Origin of the sequence: Mycolicibacterium chubuense, assembly GCF_001044255.1 — a bacterium.
Classification (GTDB): Bacteria; Actinomycetota; Actinomycetes; order Mycobacteriales; family Mycobacteriaceae; genus Mycobacterium; species Mycobacterium chubuense.
Genome location: NZ_JYNX01000089.1, coordinates 1 through 17,482, shown reverse-complemented (window position 1 = coordinate 17,482; position 17,482 = coordinate 1). Strand labels below are relative to the sequence as shown.

Here is a 17,482-nt window from a genome sequence, read left to right as displayed (position 1 = left end):
CCGAGCTTGTCGTTCTGACCGCCGGCGTCAGCTGCAGGCGAGGCGGACGCGATCGAGCTTGGCGGCTCGGTCCGCTCGGGCCTGCAGGGCCTGGGGCACCGACACCTCCTCGAACCTGACCTTGGTGTTGGGGGGCATCTGCCCGACGAGGTCCATGTCGGCGCTGATCACCGTGCCGATCATCATGTAGCCCCCACCGGATACGGCGTCGCGGTGGAGCACGATCGGCTGCTCACCCGATGGCACCTGGATCGAGCCGATGGGGTAACAGGCGTCGACGATGTTGGACGGGTCGTCTCCGGCGCCGAACGGAGGCGTCCGGGGGATGAATTCCAGCGGTGTGCCGCCCTTGAGGCGGTAGCCGACGCGATCGGCTTCCGACGCGACGAGCCACGTCTCCGACAAGAACACGTCCATCGATTCCGGCGCTACCCGGTGGTCATACAGCCCGCGAACCATCCGCAGCGTGTACTCCTTGGCCAAGGGCAACCGCAGGTCCTCCGGTAGCTGGGTATCGGCAGCCGGTGCGCCGGTTCGCTTTCCGATCGACAGCGCGTCGCCGGCCTTGACCGGCCGACCCTCGAACCCGCCGAGCCGGCCGAGTGCGTAGGTCGAGCGGCTCCCGAGCTTCTCGGGTACATCGATCCCGCCGGCGACGGCGACATAGGACCGGGCGCCGGCGCTGGCGAAACCGAAATCCACTGTCTGGCCGGCAGCGATCGCCAGCACGGTGTTGGTCGGCCGGACCTCACCGTCGACCTTCGGCACCATCTCCGCGCCCGTGACGCAGACATGTGCGTCCTCGGTGAACACGAGTTCCGGTCCCATGAGCGCGCATTCGAGCACCGCGGCGGTCTCCGGATTACCGAGAAGCAGATTGGCTGCACGATAGGAGATCTGGTCCATCGCGCCGGACGGCGGAATGCCGAGGTGGTAGTAACCGCTTCGGCCGCCGTCCTGGACGGACGTGACGAGTCCCGGCTTCGTGATCTCAATGGGCATGGAGTGCCTCCAGAATTGTCGTGGCGCTGCCCGCGGGATCCGCCTCGAAATGCTCCAGAGAGAATTCGACGGGCGCACTGACCAGGGTGTAGTCGTTGCGTTCCACCGCGGCGACGATGTCGTCGTACTCGGCGCGGTCGATGGGCCTGAACTTCACGATGTCGCCCGGGCGAAACAGGATCATGAAGTCCTTCAGATGATCCAGCCGTTGCTCGGGATCGTAGATCGGAACCGGGGTCACACCGAACATCTGATATCCGCCTGCTCCCTTGACGGAGTAGATGCAGCTGAAACAACCGCCATAGCCGACGGTCTGCTTCGGGGTGTCCGTGCGCGGCTTCAGGTATTTGGGCACTTGAATCTGCTTGTCGCGCTCGACCATCTGGTACATGAACGGTAGGCCGGCGACGAACCCGACCATGGACACGAACCACGGGGTGTCCGAATGCGCCTTCACAAAGCTGTCCACATCGGGGTATCCGTTGATGCGGGCCGCATACTCGAGATCGGTGCTCTGCGGGTCCTGGTGCCGATCGCGGAAACGTTGCCCGGTCTCGTTGGTCCACGGATCGTCGTAGAACACCGGGATCTCGAGAACACGAGTGGACAGCACACTCTGGCTCTCGCCGACAGTGGCCGAGATGTCCTCCAGGGTGTCCTGCAGATCACCGACGTTCAAGACGTCCGGGTCGAACCGGATCTGATAGGAGGCGTTCGCCGGGCAGATCTCGGTGACACCGGGCAGGTTTCGTGCGGCGAGTTCCTTGGTGATCAAGATTCCGCGGAAGAACGCGCCCAGCGACATGCTTTCCGACAGCTCGGCGAACAGGTGCTCGTCACCGCCGAAGGTGTAGCGGGTGTCGCTCATGAGGTCCTCGCTTCCAGCAGCTGCTCGATCCACGTGGTGTGAAGGGCGTTGTTGCGTACGTCGTCTTGGGTCAGGAGACGCTCGAAAAACGGCAGTGTCGTCTTCAGCCCTGTCAGTTCGAGTTCGGACAGGGCCCGGTCGAGTCGGGCCAGCGCGCGGTCACGATCCTCGGCCCAGATGATGAGCTTGCCGATCATGGAGTCGTAGTACGGCGGTATCTGGTAGCCCGCGTAGGCCATCGAGTCGATGCGCACGCCCGGCCCCGCAGGCCAGTGCAGGTCGGCGATCGTGCCCGGACCCGGCATGAAGTCGCGGTCTGGGTCCTCGGCATTGATCCGGACCTCGATCGCGTGGCCGCGCTGCCGGATGTCCTCCTGGCGGTACGGCAACGGCTCGCCCTGCGCGACTCGGATCATCGCCTGGATCAGGTCGACGCCGCAGATCTCTTCGGTGATCGGGTGCTCCACTTGAATCCGAGTGTTCATCTCGATGAAGAAGTACTCGCCGGTCTGGGGGTCGAAGAGATACTCGACCGTGCCGGCGCCGCAGTAACCGACCGAGCGGGCGAGCGCAACGGCGGACTCGCACAGGTGGTCTCGCGTTTCTGCGTCGAGGATCGCCGCCGGTGCCTCCTCCCAGATCTTCTGCCGCCGACGCTGCAGTGAACAGTCCCGCTCGTAGAAGTGCACCGCATCCGCCCCGTCGCCCAGCACCTGCACCTCGATGTGCCGCGCGTGCGGGATGAAGCGTTCGAGATAGACGCCGCCGTCTCCGAACGCGGCCTCGGCCTCCTGTTGGGCCGACGCGATCCCGACCGCGAGTTCCGATTCATCGGTGGCGATACGAATCCCGCGGCCGCCTCCTCCGGCGGCCGCCTTGATCAGAACCGGGAACCCGATCGTCTCGGCCGCCGCGACGCCGTCCTCGACGGTGGCGATCAGACCCTGGCTACCGGGCACCACCGGCACGCCCGCAGCACGGGCGGTCTGGATCGCCTCGGCCTTGTGGCCCATCCGGGCGATCGTCTCGGCGTCCGGACCCACCCAGATGAGACCGGCTTCGGCCACTGATCGCGCGAATTCGGCGTTCTCGGAGAGGAATCCGTAGCCCGGGTGGATCGCATCCACCTTGCGGTCCTGCGCTGCGGCGAGTACCGCATCGTGGTTGAGATAACTCTTGCGGGCATGGGCGGCGCCGATGTTCACCGACTCGTCGGCCAACCGGACAGCAAGCGACTGTTCGTCGGCGTCGCTGTACGCCGCCACAGTGGTGATGCCCAGTTCCTTGGCGGCGCGGATGATGCGGACCGCGATCTCACCGCGATTGATGATGAGTAATCGGTTGACGGAAGCCATTTATCCTTCCTCCACTCGCATCAGCACATCACCGGCGTCGACGGTGTCTTCGGATTCCACGCAGATCTCGACGACGGTTCCGGCCACCTCGGCGGTCACCGGGTTGAACATCTTCATCACCTCGACCAGACCGACGGTGTCACCGACGGAGACGCTGGCGCCCACCTCGACGAAGGGCGGACTGGACGGAGACTCGGCCCGGTAGAAGGTGCCGGGCAAGGGTGATGTGACGTCGTGGGTGTTGCTCATATTCGGCTCCTGACTTGTTGTGGTGTGGTCATCGAGCAACGGCGAACGACCGCACGTCGATGCCGGCGTCGTCCAGACTGTCCCGGCTGGTGCGCATCAGTTCGTAGGCGCCGCGCGTGTCGCTGTGGATGCAGATTGACTCGAACTCGATCGGAATGATCTGACCGTCAACGGTTTCGACGGTGCCCTGCCGGCAGGCCTGCAGGACCTTCGCGGCAACCGCGTCGGCGTCGAGTGCTCCGACATCGCGGGTGAAGACGATCTGGCCGTCGGCACCGTAGTGCCGATCGGCATAGAACTCACGGATCACCGGTTGACCGTGCGCCCGGGCGACACCGTCGATCACCGAACCGCCCATCACGAGCACCGGCAGCTCAGAGTCGACGACCTGCAGCGCCGAGATGAGCGCCTCGGCGAACTCCTCGTCGCGGGCCGCGTGCATGTACAGCGCACCGTGCAATTTGAAATGTTGCAACGGCAAACCGTGCAAGCGGACGAACTCCCGCAGGCCGCCCAGTTGGTAGATCGAATCGTTGACGAGTTCGGCGGCCGTTGCCTGGATGTGCCGCCTGCCGAAGCCCACGAGATCCCGGAAGCCGGGATGCACACCCACGCCGACCCCGTGGTCCTTGGCCATCGCCACGGTCCTGGCCATCGTGCTCGGGTCGCCGGCATGGAATCCGGCGGCGACGTTGATCGAACTCACCAGTGGCATCATCTGGGCGTCGACGTCGTCGCCGAACATCCAGGTTCCGAAGCCCTCGCTCATATCGCAGTTGATGTCTATTCGGGTTGTACGCATGTTCTGCTCCTCCCTTCATCCGACGGTAGGAGCGACGCAATTGATCAACAAGTTCAATATTTCTATGTATCGTTATCAAGAAATCCGATACATGCTGCTACGCAGGGACGTTGTCCGTGTCTTTCTCCATTCGCCAGTTGCGCTACTTCGTGGCGGTGGCCGAGGCGGGCCAGATCAGCGCGGCGGCGCGCGGCCTGTACGTCTCGCAGTCGTCGGTGACCATGGCGGTGCAGGAAATGGAGCGCCTCCTCAGTCAGCGGCTGTTCACCCGCGGCTCGCGTGGCGTCGAGCTCACGCCGACCGGATCCGAGTTCCTCCCGAAAGCCCGTCAGATCCTCCGACTCGTCGACGAGGCTGCGCTGGTGACGGCCACCGACACCGATCCGCACGGACGCTTGCGGGTGGGAGTCACCTACACGGTGATGGCGTATTTCCTTCCGCACCAAATTCAACGGCTGACCATCGCGTTCCCCAACATCGACTTCTCTTGGCTCGAAATGGGCCGGCCCGACGTGGAAGATAAGCTCGCCGGCGGCGATCTGGACTTCGGATTACTGCTGACGTCGAATCTTCAGAGCCCCGAGCTCGACCACCAGACCTTCGTCCATTCCCCGCGCCGACTGTGGATGGCGCCCGACCACCCGCTGTCGCAACTCGGCGAGATCGGTCTCGCCGATGTGGCCGAGCATCCTTATGTACAGCTGACGGTCGACGAGGCAGACGTGACGACCCGCCTCTACTGGGGCGATCTGAGCCCTCGCGTTTTGGTGGAGACGTCGTCGATCGAGGCCGTCCGCAGCATCGTCGCCAACGGCAACGGGGTCGCGATCCTGTCCGACATGGTCTACCGCCCCTGGTCGCTCGAGGGCAAGCGTGTCGACACGGCGATCGTGCGAGACCCGGTCCCTGACATGCGCATAGGCCTCGCGTGGCATCGCGGGATGCCGTTCACTCCTGCCATGGACGCGCTCCACCAGTACTTCAACCGTCAGTTCGGAGACCCCGCGGTCGCACCCGTCTGACCGTGATGTGTGAAGAACCCCGCGAGTCACTTCCGTAACACCGGCCACACTCTGCGTACGCTGGGCCAGGTGACGATGCGGCTGGTGACGGCGGGGGTGCTGGCCGTCGCCTTGCTCGCCGGCTGCCAGTCGTCGATCGAGGGCACCGCGACGCGCAGCCCCGACACCGGCATCGAACCCGACTTCCCCACGCCCCGGCCCAGCCGGTCGACGCCCCCGCCGGTCACCACCGCACCCGCGCCGTCGCCGACGGCGCCCACCCGCGCGCCGTCCGGCGAGGTGCTCAGCCCGCAGAACGGCTACGTGTTCATCCAGACGAAGTCCGGTAAGACGCGCTGCCAGCTCGACGAGCAGGAGGTCGGCTGCGAGTCCGCGTTCACCAACGCACCCGAGGTCGAGGGCGAACCGGCCAACGGTGTGCGCCTGACCGCCGACGGCCGGGTCAGCTGGGTGTTGGGCAACCTCGGCGCGATCCCGGCCGTCACCCTCGACTACCGCACCTACTCGGCGCTCGGCTGGACCATCGACGCAGCGGAGGACGGCACCACGTTCACCAACGACGGCACCGGCCACGGCATGACGATCAGCGTCGAGGGCGTCGAGAGCTTCTAGCGCTGTCACACATCAGTTACCCGCACCGGGTTTGACAGCGAAGACCCACCGGGAACAGCGGATGGGTGCACACCTACGACCTCGTTGTCATCGGGGCCGGCTCGGGCAACATGGTCGTCGACGATCAGTTCGCCGATCTGGACGTCGCGATCATCGACGATCGCAAGTTCGGCGGCACGTGCGTCAACTACGGATGCATCCCGTCGAAGATGCTGTCCTACACGGCCCAGATAGCCGACACCGTCCGCACGGCGTCCCGGTTCGGCGTCGACGCCGGCACCCCGCACATGCGATGGCCCGACGTGCGGGACCGCGTCTTCGGTCGCACCGACGCGGTGGCCGCGCAGGGTGAACAGGGCCGGCGGGACAGCGAATTCATCACCGTCTACCACGGGCACGCGCGGTTCACCGGCCCGCGCCGGTTGGAGGTCGCGACCGCCGACGGCACGGTCGAGATCGAGGCCGAGCGGATCGTGATCGCGGCGGGCAGCCGCCCGGTGGTGCCCGAGGCCGTGGCGGATTCGGGTCTGCCCTACGAGACCTCCGACACGGTGATGCGACGCGACGCCCCGCCCGAGCGTCTCGCGGTGCTCGGCGGCGGCTACATCGCCGCCGAGCTCGCCCACGTCTTCGCCGCCGTCGGCAGCCGCATCACGATCATCGAGAAATCGGGCCGCCTGCTCGGCGGCCCGCAGGACGACGCCGTGCGACAGGTGTACACGGACCTGGTGCGCGATACGTACGACGTGCGGTGCGGCACCGAGCTGATCGGGATCGCGGGCCGTCCGGGCGATCTGACGATCGAGCTCGATGACGGCTCGTCGGTACAGGCCGACACGCTGCTGGTCGCCGCGGGGCGGCGCTCCAACAGCGACCGCCTCGACGTCGAGAAGGCGGGCATCGACACCCACGACGACGGACGCATCGCGGTGGACCGGTACTGCCGCACCTCCGCCGAGGGAGTCTTCGCCCTCGGCGACGTCAGCACCCCGATCCCGCTCAAACACGTCGCCAACCGCGAGGCCGCCGTCGTCAAGCACAACCTGCTACACCCCGACGATCTGCAGGCGATCAGTCACGACCTGGTGCCGTCGGCGGTGTTCACCAACCCGCAGATCGCGTCAATCGGCCGAACCGAAGACGAATGCCGGCGCGACGGGCTCGACTACCGCGTCGGCGTCGCCGAGTATCCCGACGTGGCCTACGGGTGGGCGATGGAGGCCACCGTCGGTCTGTGCAAGGTGCTCGCCGACCCCGGCGGCGCCATCCTCGGCGCGCACCTCATCGGCGCCCAGGCCGCCAGTCTCATCCAGATCTTCGTCGTCGCCATGAACTTCGGCGTTCCGGCCCAGGAACTGGCCCGCCGGCCCTACTGGATCCACCCGGCGCTCAGCGAAGTCGTCGAGAACGCCCTGCTGAACCTTCAGGAGTCACCCACATGACCGTCGACCCGTTCGTCCTGGTGCTGTTCGGCGCCCGCGGCGACCTCGCCCGCCGCATGCTGTTTCCCAGCATCTACCGCCTCGCCGCCGCCGGGCACCTTCCCGAGGACTACGCGATCATCGGATCGGGACGCAGCGCGCCCGACAGTATCGACGCGTTCCATGACTCGGTCCGTACCGGCCTGTCGGAGTCGGTCGACGATCTCGACGACGAGATCGTGGATACGCTGTTGCAGCACTTGTCTTTTCAGACGGCCAGCGCCGACGACGGCGCCGATCTGGCGTCCGCGGTGGACGCCGCGAGATCCGATGTCGGCGACGGCGCCCAGACGGTGATCTATCTGTCGGTGCCGCCCACCGCGATGGAGTCGATGATCGCGATGCTGGGCCGCGAAGGACTCGCCGACGACGGCGCCCGGATGATCATCGAGAAGCCGTTCGGCACCGACCTCGACAGCTCGCGGGCACTCGATGCCACGGTGTCGTCGGTCACCGACGAGGACCGGGTGTACCGCATCGACCACTTCCTCGGTAAGGAAGCGGTGCAGAACATCCTCGCCCTGCGCTTCGCCAACGCGATCCTCGAATCCGCGTGGAACAGCGACCATGTCGAGTCCGTGCAGATCGACGTGCCCGAGGACCTCGGGCTGGAGGGCAGAGGCAGCTTCTACGAGTCCACCGGATGTTTCCGCGACATGGTGACCACCCACCTGTGCCAGGTGCTCGGCTTCGTCGCGATGGAGCGACCGGAGACGGTGGACGCGGACGCGCTGCGGGAAGCCAAAGCCGCGGTGTTCCAGGCGATGCGTCCGCTCGATCCGGACCGGGTGGTGTTCGGCCAGTTCGACGGCTACCGCGACGACGATGACGTCGCCGACGACTCGCAGGTCGAGACCTTCGTCGCGCTCGAAGCCTTCGTCGACAACGACCGGTGGCGTGGGGTGCCGTTCTACCTCCGCACCGGGAAGGCGTTGGCGGACAACCGACGTACCGTCACGGTGACGTTCCGCACACCGCCGTCGCCGTTCCCCGGCGACGCGCCGAAGCCCGACCAGCTAGCCCTCGAGCTCAGCCAGACACCGCTGGCGACACTGGTTCTCAACGTCAAGCGGCCCGGACCGGAGATCACCGTGGAACCGCTCGGCACCGACCTCGAAATGGCACGGACAGACCACGAGGACGACGCGCTGGACGCCTACGAGCGTCTGCTGCTCGACGTGATGCGCGGGGACCAGACGCTGTTCGCCCGCGGCGACGAGGTGGACCGGCTCTGGCAGGTGTGCCAACCCGTGCTCGATCACCCGCCGTCGGTGCAGCCCTACCGGAAGGGCTCGTGGGGGCCGGAATCCGCGCTGACGCTGCCGGGTCCGCGCGGGTGGCGGCTGCCCGATGCCTGACGGCCCGTCGATCGCGCAGCACGGGTTGATCGGTGATCTGCGGACCTGCGCGCTGGTCGGGACCGACGGCACCATCGACTGGTTCTGTGCGCCGAGGTTCGATTCGCCCAGTGTCTTCGGCGCGATCCTGGACGCCGACCGCGGAGGCAGCTGGCGGCTCACGCCGGTCTGCGACAGTGTCGCGTCCCATCAGTTCTACTTCCCCGAATCCGCCACGCTGATCACCCGGTTTCTCACCGAGCACGGCGTGATCGAGGTGCACGACTTCATGCCGGTGCTGCGGCCCGGCGACGCCGAGCACCGGCAGCGCCTTGTCCGCCGGATCGTCGCGGTGCGGGGCACCACGACGGTGCGCATGACCCTCGATGCCCGACCGGACTACGGCAGAACACGTTTCGCGGTGAGTTCGCGCGACGGCGGCGTCGACTTCCGCTCCGACGAGCTGGCCATGACGCTGACCTCGACCACCGATCTCACCGTGGACGACGGGGTGGTCGGGGCCGAGTTCACGGTCCGCACCGGCGAGGTCGCGCAGTTCGTGCTGGAGGTGCTCGACAGCCCCGACGGCGATACCGACGACGCCCACGACGTCGACGCCCTGTTCGAGGCGACCGCCGCGTTCTGGCGGACCTGGCTGGCCCAGTCGCGCTATCGGGGGCGCTGGCGCGAGATGGTGGAGCGTTCGGCGATCACGCTCAAACTGCTCACCCACGAGCCGTCCGGCGCGATCATCGCGGCACCCACCACCAGCTTGCCGGAAACCGTTAGCGGTGAACGCAACTGGGACTACCGCTACGTGTGGATGCGCGATGCCGGGTTCAGTCTGTACGCGCTGCTGCGGCTGGGCTTCAACGACGAGGCCAACGCCTTCATCGAATGGCTGTCGCAACGGCTCGGCCGAGGCGACCGCGAAGCCGACGGTCTGGGGCCGCTGCGGGTGCTCTACGACATCGACGGCAACGCACCCGAGGAGATCGAACTCGACCACCTGCGGGGGCATCTGGACTCGACGCCGGTAAGGGTCGGCAACGCCGCAGCGGAGCAACTGCAGCTCGACATCTACGGCGATCTGATCGATTCGGTCTACCTGTTCAACAAATACGGGGCCGGTATCAGCCACGACGCCTGGTCGGACGTCAGCTACGTCATCGGCTGGGTGGTCGACAACTGGGAGCGCGACGACGCCGGGATGTGGGAGGTCCGCGACGGCGACAAGGCGAACACCACGTCGCGGCTGATGTGCTGGGTGGCGCTCGAACGGGCCATCCGTATCGCTCGCCAGCGCGGTCTTCCCGCCGACCTGGTGACCTGGTCGCGGGTCCGCGACGAGATCTACGACCGGATCATGACCGCATGCTGGAACGCCGAGCTCGAGACGTTCACCCGCTTCGAGCACGGTGACACGCTCGACGCCGGTGTGCTGCTGATGCCGATGGTGAAGTTCATCTCGCCGGTCGATCCCCGGTTCCTGTCGACCCTGGCCGCCGTCGAACGCCAGCTCGTCACCGACAGCCTGGTGTTCCGGTACGACCCAAACAGCGACGACGGCCTGGACGGGGAGGAGGGCACGTTCTCGCTCTGCACCTTCTGGTATGTCGAGGCGCTCACCCGGGCGGGTCGGCTGCGGGACGCACAGCTGGCGCTGGAGAAGATGTTCACCTACGCCAACCACGTCGGTCTCTACGCTGAGCAGGTGAGCGCCACCGGCGGTCAGGTCGGCAACTTCCCGCAGGCCTTCACCCACCTGTCGTTGATCAGCGCCGCGATCAACCTCGATCGCGCGCTCGGCTGAAAGGAACCGACGGACATGACCGTTGCCCAGCGAGAACGCGCCGCCCTGGTGGCCACGTTTCGCGAGACCGCCCCCGACGAGCGCACGCTGTGCGAGGGCTGGGACGCCCGGGACCTGGCCGCGCACCTGGTGGTGCGGGAGCGTCGGCTCGACGCCGCGCCCGGCATCCTGATCCCCGCGTTCGCCGACTACACCGAGCGGGTGCAGAAGCAGGTGTCGGCGTCGACGAACTGGGACGCCCTGGTGGATCAGGTCGCCGACGGGCCGCCGCTGTATTCGCCGTTCAAGCTGCTCGATCCGATCGCGAACGTGGCGGAGATGTTCGTCCACCACGAGGACGTGCGGCGGGCGCGGCCCGGGTGGGAGCCCCGCCCGCTCGACGAGCAGACCGCCGGCGCGCTGCGCCGCCCGGTGGGCATGATGGCGCGGTTGACCCTGCGCCGCGCGCCCGCGAAGGTGGTGCTGCGCACTCCCCAGGGCGAGACGGTGGCGACGGTCGGCCGCGGGCAGCGGCTCACCGTCACGGGCGATCCCGGCGAGCTGCTGTTGTTCGTCGCCGGACGTGACGAGGCCCGGGTCGAGTTCGACGGTCCCGCCGACCTGGTCGAGAGGGTGAAGGCGTCACGCGGCGGACTGTGACCCTAGGCTGAGAACCGTGGACTTCCGCATCTTCGTCGAACCCCAGCAGGGCGCCACCTACGCCGATCAGCTCGCGGTGGCACAGACCGCCGAGAGCGCCGGTTACTCGGCCTTCTTCCGGTCGGACCACTACGTCGCGATGAGCGGGGACGGGCTGCCCGGCCCGACCGACTCCTGGGTGACACTTGCGGGTCTGGCGCGCGAGACGTCGACGATCCGGCTGGGCACGATGGTCACCTCGGCGACGTTCCGCCATCCCGGGCCGCTGGCCATCTCGGTGGCGCAGGTCGACGAGATGAGCGGTGGCAGAGTCGAATTCGGCATCGGTGCGGGCTGGTTCGAGGCCGAGCACAAGGCCTGTGCGATTCCGTTCCCCCCGCTGGGTGAGCGGTTCGACCGGCTGACCGAGCAGCTCGAGATCATCACCGGTCTGTGGACCACCGAAGCGGGTCAGACGTTCGACTACAGCGGCGAGCACTACACCGTCGCGGACTCCCCCGCGCTGCCCAAGCCGGTCCAGTCCCCGCACCCGCCGATCATCATCGGCGGTGGCGGCGCCAAGCGCACACCGGCGCTGGCGGCGCGCTTCGCCGCGGAATTCAACATCCCGTTCGTTCCGCTGGAGACGCTGACCACGCAGTACGCCCGGGTGGCTGCCGCGGTCGAGACGGCGGGCCGCGCCTCGGATTCGCTGACCTATTCCGCGGCGTTCGTGGTCTGCGCCGGTCGTGACGACGCGGAGATCGCCCGGCGCGCCCAAGCGATCGGCCGCGAGGTCGACGAGCTGCGCAGCAATTCTCCGGCCGTGGGCACTCCCGACGAGATCGTCGACAAGCTCGGCCCGTTCGTCGAGGCCGGGGTCGAGCGGGTCTACCTGCAGCTTCTGGACATGTCCGATCTCGACCAGGTGCAGTTCTTCGCCGAGGCCGTCGTCCCCCAATTCGGCTGACCAGCCGATCCCGGCGCACCGCGGTTACTATCGGTGGCCGTGACCAGGCGGGATCGAGACGACGATGCGCGTCCCGAGCCGCCGTCGGTCCCGTGGCACAACCGGACCTCCACGCTTCTGGGCGCCAGCATCGCCGCGATCGCACTCATCGCGGTGCTGATCACCTCGGCGTCGTGGGTGTCGCGGCAGTTCAACGAACCCGAGCAGGCCCCGCTGAACTTCGTCGACCCCACCTTCTCGACCACCGAGGACTCGTCGGTGACGCCCACCACGACGGGCACGATCACCAGCACGAGCCCCCCGATGACCACCGATATCAACCCGGAGTCGACCTCGCCGACCACGTCCGGGTCGGAGACCTCGGGCACCGAGACTTCCGGCCCACCGCGCTCGACACGCACGCCGCGCACCCGCGAGGACGACGGCGACGCGACCACCACCCGCAAACGTCCCCGGACCAACGTGACACGCACGCTCTACCCGGCGCCGTAGCGGCGAGAGCCGCCTACTATCGGGTTCCGTGGCGCGATACGGATCCGGTGACGACGAGAACTACTACTCCGAAGACGAGCCGACGCAGCTCAGCAACTACGGATACGACCAGCCGCCGGCCGACGACGGCGCCGCAGTTCCGTGGTACCGCAAACCGGTGGCGCTGGTGTCTTTCGGTGCGGTGGGCGCCGTCCTGATCGCGCTGATCATCTACGGTCTGGCCCGGGCGATCACCGGGGATGCCCCGTCGGAGCCGACGACCTCGTCGCTGACGCCCCTGACCTCGAGCTCCGCCCCGGGTGTCGCGCCGACGTCCACGGCGGCCGAGACCACGACCACCAGCACGGAGCCGACCACCACCGAGCCCACGACGACGACCACCACCACCACGCCGACGACCACCTCACCGACGACGACCACCACGACGTCGCCCACGACCACGGTCAGCACCAGCACGAGCACCGTCACGCAGACCGAGACCCAGACGGTCACCGAGACGCCACCGCCGCCACCGACGCCCTAGCGTCAGGCGGGCGCGAGGATCCGGCCCGACAGCTCCAGCAGGATCCGGTGCAGTTCACCGTCGTCGACGTCGGCCAGGTCCGGATCAGCGGCGGCCTTGCACACGCCGGACAGGAACACGGACTGGGCGACACGGTCGGCAACGGTGCGCTCGGTTCCCGCCAGCAGTTCGCGGATACGGGTGGCGACGACGTTGAATTCGGGCTGGCTACGGACCAATTGGTCGATGGCGGGATCGCCGTAGAAGTAGACGGCAAGCTGGCGGTAGCGCACCGTCATCTCGATCAGGCCGCTCACGATCACGGCCCGCCGGGGCTCGGCATCGGGCAGAGCCTCGGCGATCCGGATGACCCGGGCCATGTCCTCGATGGACGGCCTGAGCACCTCCAGCGCGATGTCCTCTTTGGACCGGAACTGGTAGTAGACCGCGGCTTTGCCCACCCCGACGCGGTCGGCGATCATCTGCAGCGACGTGCCGTGCACCCCGTGCTCGGCGAAAAGGGCCAGCGCAGCATCGAGGACCCGCTGCCGGGCCAAGCCGCGCGGTGCCGTGGGTTTCGCCAAGTCGCCTCTGCCTCCCGGTCGCGTGAAGGGGTCCCAGAGTAACCCGGAGTCGATACCGACGTCGACGATTCGTCAGCCGTGCCGTCAATTTTAGTTAGCCGTTCGGCTTGCTCTGCCCTGGTCGTCCCTCTAATGTTTGCGTGGCTAAGTACTCAAGCATCCGCTGACGCAAGGGGCAGTAGTGGTCGGAATCGTCAAGCGGGTCTGGATTCCGCTGCTCATCCTCGTCGTGGTCGCCGTGGGCGGCGTCGTCGTCTACCGGATGCACGGGATCTTCGGCTCGGACAACGAGATCACCCGCCCGGGCGCCGGCCTGGCCCAGGATGCCGAGCCGTTCAACCCCAAGGTCGTGACCTACGAGGTCACCGGAACAGAAGGTGCTGTGGCGACCATCAACTATCTCGACCTCGACGCGACCCCCCAGCGGGTCGACGACGCACCGCTGCCGTGGTCGATCACCCTGCGGACCACGAAGCCCTCGGCCAGCGCCACCATCATCGCCCAGGGCGACGCCGGCACCATCAGCTGCCGCGTCATCGTCAACGACGAGGTCAAAGACGAACAGACGGCGACCGGGATCAACGCCCAGACCTCCTGCCTGGTGAAGTCGGCGTGAGCACCCACCGCACCGGCCGCGCCGGCATTCCCCGTTTCCTGCGTCTGTTCTGCGTCCCGGTGCTGTTGGGCTGGTTGGTACTGACCGCCCTGCTCAACGTGATCGTGCCGCAGTTGGAGGCGGTGGGCGCCGCCAACTCGACGTCGCTGACCCCCAACGACGCGCCCTCGCTGCAGGCCACCCAACTGGTCGGAAAGCTGTTCGGGGAGTACGACTCCAACAGCTCGGCGATGATCGTGCTGGAGAGCGACAAGCCGCTGGGAGCCGAGGCCCACCGGTACTACGACGGGCTGGTCGCCGACCTACGCAAGGACACCACGCACGTCCAGCACATCCAGGACCTCTGGGGCGATCCGCTGACGTCCTCGGGATCGCAGTCGGCCGACAATCTTTCGGCCTACGTGCAGCTCTACATCGCCGGCAACCAGGGTGAGACGCTGGCCAACGAATCCGTGGAGGCGGTCCGCGACATCGTCGCCGCCCATCCGCCGCCGGCGGGACTGAGGGTGTTCGTCACCGGCCCGGGACCACTGAATTCCGATCAGCAGCACGCCGGCGACAAGAGCCTGCAGCTCGTCACCGCGTTGACGTTCGTGGTCATCATCACGATGCTGCTCCTGGTCTACCGATCCATCGTGACCGTGCTCCTGGTGCTGGTGACCGTGGTGCTGGAGTTGGCGGTCGCGCGTGGCGTCGTCGCGTTCCTCGGCTACCACCACATCATCGAGCTGTCGACATTCGCGGTGAATCTGTTGACGCTGTTGGCCATTGCCGCCGCCACGGACTACGCGATCTTCCTCGTCGGGCGCTACCACGAAGCGCGCAACGGCGGCGAGGACCGCGAAACCGCCTTCTACACCATGTATCACGGCACCGCCCACGTCATCATGGGTTCGGGGCTGACGATCGCCGGCGCGACGCTGTGGCTGCACTTCACCCGTCTGCCGTACTTCCAAACCCTCGGGATCCCCTTGGCGATCGGCATGTTCGTGGTGACGATGGCGGCGCTCACGCTCGCGCCGGCGATCATCACCATCGCGTCCCGATTCGGTCTGCTGGAGCCCAAGCGCGGGCAGCGGACCCGGGGGTGGCGACGGATCGGTACCGCGGTCGTCCGGTGGCCGGGCCCGATCCTGGTGGCGTCGATCGCGGTGACGCTGGTCGGCCTCCTCGCGCTGCCGTCCTACACCACCAGCTACGACGACAAGAAGTACCTACCCGCCACCGTCGAGGCGAACGTCGGGTATCAGGTTGCCGCCAAACACTTTCCGCAGGCGCGGCTCAACCCCGAAGTGCTGATGCTCGTGGCCGACCACGACCTGCGCAATTCGACGGACATGCTCGTCGTGGACCGGGTGGCCAAGAGCGTCTTCCACCTTCCGGGGATCGCCCGCGTCCAGACCATCACCCGGCCGCTGGGCACGCCGATCGAAGGCAGCTCGATCCCGTACATCGTGGGTCAGCAGGGGGTGAATCAGAAGCTCACCCAGTCCTATGCCGAGGCCCGCACGGCCGACCTGCTCAAGCAGGCGGCGGACATCAACGACCAGATCAATGTCCTGCGCGAGCAGCTGACGCTGCAGCAGCAGAGCGCTGCAGCACAGCAGGAGCAGACCGACGTGCTCAAGCAGACAGTGGCGGTGACCGATGAACTGCGGGACAAGATCGCCAACTTCGACGACTTCTTCCGGCCGCTGCGCAACTACTTCTACTGGGAACCCCACTGCTACGACATTCCGGTCTGCTACAGCCTGCGCTCCCTGTTCGACGCTCTCGACGGCATCGACCAGCTGTCCGGTCTGCTCGCGGAGACGACCATCAGCCTCGACAAGATCAACGCCTTGCAGCCCAAGCTGCTGGCGCTGATCCCGCCGCAGATCGCCAGCCAGGAACGCAATCGCGATCAGATCATGACGAACTACTCGACGCAGAAGGACCAGCAGGACCTGCAGGACCGGCAGCAGTCGGACCCGAACGCCATCGGTCGGGCGTTCAACGATTCGAAGATCGACGATTCGTTCTACCTGCCGCCCGAGGTCTTCGACAACGCCGACTTCAAGCGCGGCCTCAAGCAGTTCGTCTCACCGGACGGTAAAGCGGTGCGGTTCATCATCTCTCACCAGGGGGATCCCGCGACGCCCGAGGGCATCTCGCACATCGACCAGATCAAGAACGCCGCGTTCGAAGCGATCAAGGGCACACCCCTGGAGACCTCGAAGATCTATCTGGGCGGTACCGCGGCGACGTACAAGGACATGCGCGACGGATCCAACTACGACCTCGTCATCGCCGCGATCTCGGCGATCTGCCTGATCTTCATCATCATGCTGATCATCACCCGCGCGGCGATCGCATCGCTGGTGATCGTCGGGACGGTGGTGCTGTCGCTCGCGGCGTCGTTCGGTCTGGCAGTCCTGTTGTGGCAGCACATCATCGGCATCGAACTGCACTGGCTGGTGCTGGCCATGTCGGTGATCATCCTGCTGGCGGTGGGGTCCGATTACAACCTGCTGTTGGTGTCACGGTTCAAAGAGGAACGCGACGCCGGGCTGAACACCGGAATCATCCGGGCCATCGCCGGCAGCGGTAGCGTCGTGACGTCGGCCGGCCTGGTGTTCGCTTTCACGATGATGTCGTTCGCGATCAGCGACCTCAAGGTGATGGCTCAGGTGGGTACCACCATCGGACTCGGCCTGCTGGTCGACACACTGGTTATCCGATCGTTCATGACGCCGTCGATCGCGGCGCTGATGGGTCGCTGGTTCTGGTGGCCGCAGAACGTCCGGGCCCGGCCGGCCCGGCGGCGGGCACCGTCGACCGTCGATTCCGTTGCGCCGCAGAGCGGATAGCGCTCCGACCGAGCGGTCAGCAGGCGGCCTCGGGCGTCGGCACGCACTCCGGCGCGGGTGACGGTTCGGCCGAGGCCGACGGTTCGGGCGCCGCCGTGGCGGACGGTTCCGGGCTGCTCGATGGACTGGGTTCCGGTGACGGGCTGGGTTCGGGTGATGGACTCGGGCTCGGCGAGGGCGAGGGTGACGGCGACGGCTGCGGACTCGGCGAGGGTGACGGCGACGGCGTCGGGCTCGGCTGCGGCGTCGGGGCGGGGAACGTTAACTGCGGCAACGGAATCCGTGGCCATGCCGGCGCGGGCAGCGGGGC

18 protein-coding genes are annotated in these 17,482 nt (G+C 67.0%); 12 read left to right on the top strand and 6 right to left on the bottom strand.

Going from position 1 to position 17,482, the window contains the following annotated elements; translation table 11 throughout:
* Positions 1–27: 27 nt before the first annotated feature.
* From MCHUDSM44219_RS27010 to MCHUDSM44219_RS26990, 5 genes are read right to left on the bottom strand one after another with little or no spacing between them, the layout of a single operon-like run.
* Positions 28–1,002: a 5-oxoprolinase subunit C family protein gene (locus tag MCHUDSM44219_RS27010; RefSeq protein ID WP_048421359.1), complete on the bottom strand. Its 975-nt coding sequence runs from the start codon at positions 1,000–1,002 to the stop codon at positions 28–30.
* Positions 992–1,870: a 5-oxoprolinase subunit B family protein gene (locus MCHUDSM44219_RS27005; RefSeq protein WP_048421358.1), complete on the bottom strand. Its 879-nt coding sequence runs from the start codon at positions 1,868–1,870 to the stop codon at positions 992–994. The genes MCHUDSM44219_RS27010 and MCHUDSM44219_RS27005 overlap by 11 nt, the downstream gene beginning before the upstream one ends.
* Positions 1,867–3,225 (bottom strand): acetyl-CoA carboxylase biotin carboxylase subunit, encoded by a 1,359-nt coding sequence (locus tag MCHUDSM44219_RS27000; RefSeq protein WP_048421357.1) that lies wholly within the window; start codon positions 3,223–3,225, stop codon positions 1,867–1,869. The genes MCHUDSM44219_RS27005 and MCHUDSM44219_RS27000 overlap by 4 nt, the downstream gene beginning before the upstream one ends.
* Entirely contained in the window at positions 3,226–3,474 is a 249-nt protein-coding gene (locus tag MCHUDSM44219_RS26995; RefSeq protein ID WP_048421356.1) for an acetyl-CoA carboxylase, read from the bottom strand. It abuts the gene before it with no gap.
* A 28-nt stretch (positions 3,475–3,502) separates the two neighbouring features.
* Positions 3,503–4,276 (bottom strand): 5-oxoprolinase subunit PxpA, encoded by a 774-nt coding sequence (locus MCHUDSM44219_RS26990; RefSeq protein WP_048421355.1) that lies wholly within the window; start codon positions 4,274–4,276, stop codon positions 3,503–3,505.
* Between the two features lie 116 nt (positions 4,277–4,392).
* On the opposite strand from MCHUDSM44219_RS26990, the gene MCHUDSM44219_RS26985 reads away from it, so the two are divergent.
* From MCHUDSM44219_RS26985 to MCHUDSM44219_RS26945, 9 genes are all read left to right on the top strand, one after another.
* A complete protein-coding gene (locus MCHUDSM44219_RS26985) occupies positions 4,393–5,298 on the top strand; it encodes a LysR family transcriptional regulator (protein WP_048421354.1) in 906 nt (301 codons plus the stop codon).
* Positions 5,299–5,367: 69 nt separating this feature from the next.
* Positions 5,368–5,910, top strand: coding sequence for a hypothetical protein (locus tag MCHUDSM44219_RS26980; protein ID WP_109778001.1), 543 nt, complete (start codon positions 5,368–5,370; stop codon positions 5,908–5,910).
* 65 nt (positions 5,911–5,975) lie between these two features.
* Complete coding sequence (locus MCHUDSM44219_RS26975) at positions 5,976–7,352, top strand: mycothione reductase (protein ID WP_048421353.1); 1,377 nt, start codon at positions 5,976–5,978, stop codon at positions 7,350–7,352.
* Positions 7,349–8,749, top strand: coding sequence for a glucose-6-phosphate dehydrogenase (gene zwf / locus MCHUDSM44219_RS26970; RefSeq protein ID WP_048421352.1), 1,401 nt, complete (start codon positions 7,349–7,351; stop codon positions 8,747–8,749). Before MCHUDSM44219_RS26975 ends, zwf begins: the two co-directional genes overlap by 4 nt.
* A complete protein-coding gene (locus tag MCHUDSM44219_RS26965) occupies positions 8,742–10,541 on the top strand; it encodes a glycoside hydrolase family 15 protein (protein ID WP_048421351.1) in 1,800 nt (599 codons plus the stop codon). The genes zwf and MCHUDSM44219_RS26965 overlap by 8 nt, the downstream gene beginning before the upstream one ends.
* Positions 10,542–10,556: 15 nt before the next feature.
* On the top strand, positions 10,557–11,180 hold the full coding sequence (locus MCHUDSM44219_RS26960; protein WP_048421350.1) for a TIGR03085 family metal-binding protein: 624 nt from the start codon (positions 10,557–10,559) through the stop codon (positions 11,178–11,180).
* Positions 11,181–11,196: 16 nt separating this feature from the next.
* A complete protein-coding gene (locus MCHUDSM44219_RS26955; RefSeq protein WP_048421349.1) occupies positions 11,197–12,129 on the top strand; it encodes an LLM class F420-dependent oxidoreductase in 933 nt (310 codons plus the stop codon).
* 39 nt (positions 12,130–12,168) lie between these two features.
* Positions 12,169–12,621 (top strand): hypothetical protein, encoded by a 453-nt coding sequence (locus MCHUDSM44219_RS26950; protein WP_318280523.1) that lies wholly within the window; start codon positions 12,169–12,171, stop codon positions 12,619–12,621.
* Between the two features lie 28 nt (positions 12,622–12,649).
* Positions 12,650–13,144 carry a hypothetical protein gene (locus tag MCHUDSM44219_RS26945; protein WP_048421347.1) on the top strand — a complete coding sequence of 165 codons (495 nt, stop codon included), beginning with the start codon at positions 12,650–12,652 and terminating at the stop codon, positions 13,142–13,144.
* A gap of 2 nt (positions 13,145–13,146) precedes the next feature.
* On the opposite strand, the gene MCHUDSM44219_RS26940 is transcribed toward MCHUDSM44219_RS26945, so the two are convergent.
* A complete protein-coding gene (locus MCHUDSM44219_RS26940) occupies positions 13,147–13,707 on the bottom strand; it encodes a TetR/AcrR family transcriptional regulator (protein WP_048421346.1) in 561 nt (186 codons plus the stop codon).
* Between the two features lie 181 nt (positions 13,708–13,888).
* On the opposite strand from MCHUDSM44219_RS26940, the gene MCHUDSM44219_RS26935 reads away from it, so the two are divergent.
* From MCHUDSM44219_RS26935 to MCHUDSM44219_RS26925, 3 genes are all read left to right on the top strand, one after another.
* Complete coding sequence (locus tag MCHUDSM44219_RS26935) at positions 13,889–14,323, top strand: MmpS family transport accessory protein (RefSeq protein WP_048421345.1); 435 nt, start codon at positions 13,889–13,891, stop codon at positions 14,321–14,323.
* Complete coding sequence (locus MCHUDSM44219_RS26930) at positions 14,320–17,172, top strand: MMPL/RND family transporter (protein WP_048421344.1); 2,853 nt, start codon at positions 14,320–14,322, stop codon at positions 17,170–17,172. The genes MCHUDSM44219_RS26935 and MCHUDSM44219_RS26930 overlap by 4 nt, the downstream gene beginning before the upstream one ends.
* A partial coding sequence (locus MCHUDSM44219_RS26925) for a hypothetical protein (RefSeq protein ID WP_413783658.1) occupies positions 17,091–17,482 on the top strand: 392 nt, incomplete at its 3' end. The genes MCHUDSM44219_RS26930 and MCHUDSM44219_RS26925, both read left to right, overlap by 82 nt.

Bases quoted from the DNA above. Each gene is read 5' to 3' on its own strand.
- MCHUDSM44219_RS27010 (WP_048421359.1), bottom strand. From the start codon at position 1,002: ATGCCCATTGAGATCACGAAGCCGGGACTCGTCACGTCCGTCCAGGAC.
- MCHUDSM44219_RS26995 (WP_048421356.1), bottom strand. From the start codon at position 3,474: ATGAGCAACACCCACGACGTCACATCACCCTTGCCCGGCACCTTCTAC.
- MCHUDSM44219_RS26965 (WP_048421351.1), top strand. From the start codon at position 8,742: ATGCCTGACGGCCCGTCGATCGCGCAGCACGGGTTGATCGGTGATCTG.
- MCHUDSM44219_RS27005 (WP_048421358.1), bottom strand. From the start codon at position 1,870: ATGAGCGACACCCGCTACACCTTCGGCGGTGACGAGCACCTGTTCGCC.
- MCHUDSM44219_RS26960 (WP_048421350.1), top strand. From the start codon at position 10,557: ATGACCGTTGCCCAGCGAGAACGCGCCGCCCTGGTGGCCACGTTTCGC.
- MCHUDSM44219_RS26990 (WP_048421355.1), bottom strand. From the start codon at position 4,276: ATGCGTACAACCCGAATAGACATCAACTGCGATATGAGCGAGGGCTTC.
- MCHUDSM44219_RS27000 (WP_048421357.1), bottom strand. From the start codon at position 3,225: ATGGCTTCCGTCAACCGATTACTCATCATCAATCGCGGTGAGATCGCG.
- zwf (WP_048421352.1), top strand. From the start codon at position 7,349: ATGACCGTCGACCCGTTCGTCCTGGTGCTGTTCGGCGCCCGCGGCGAC.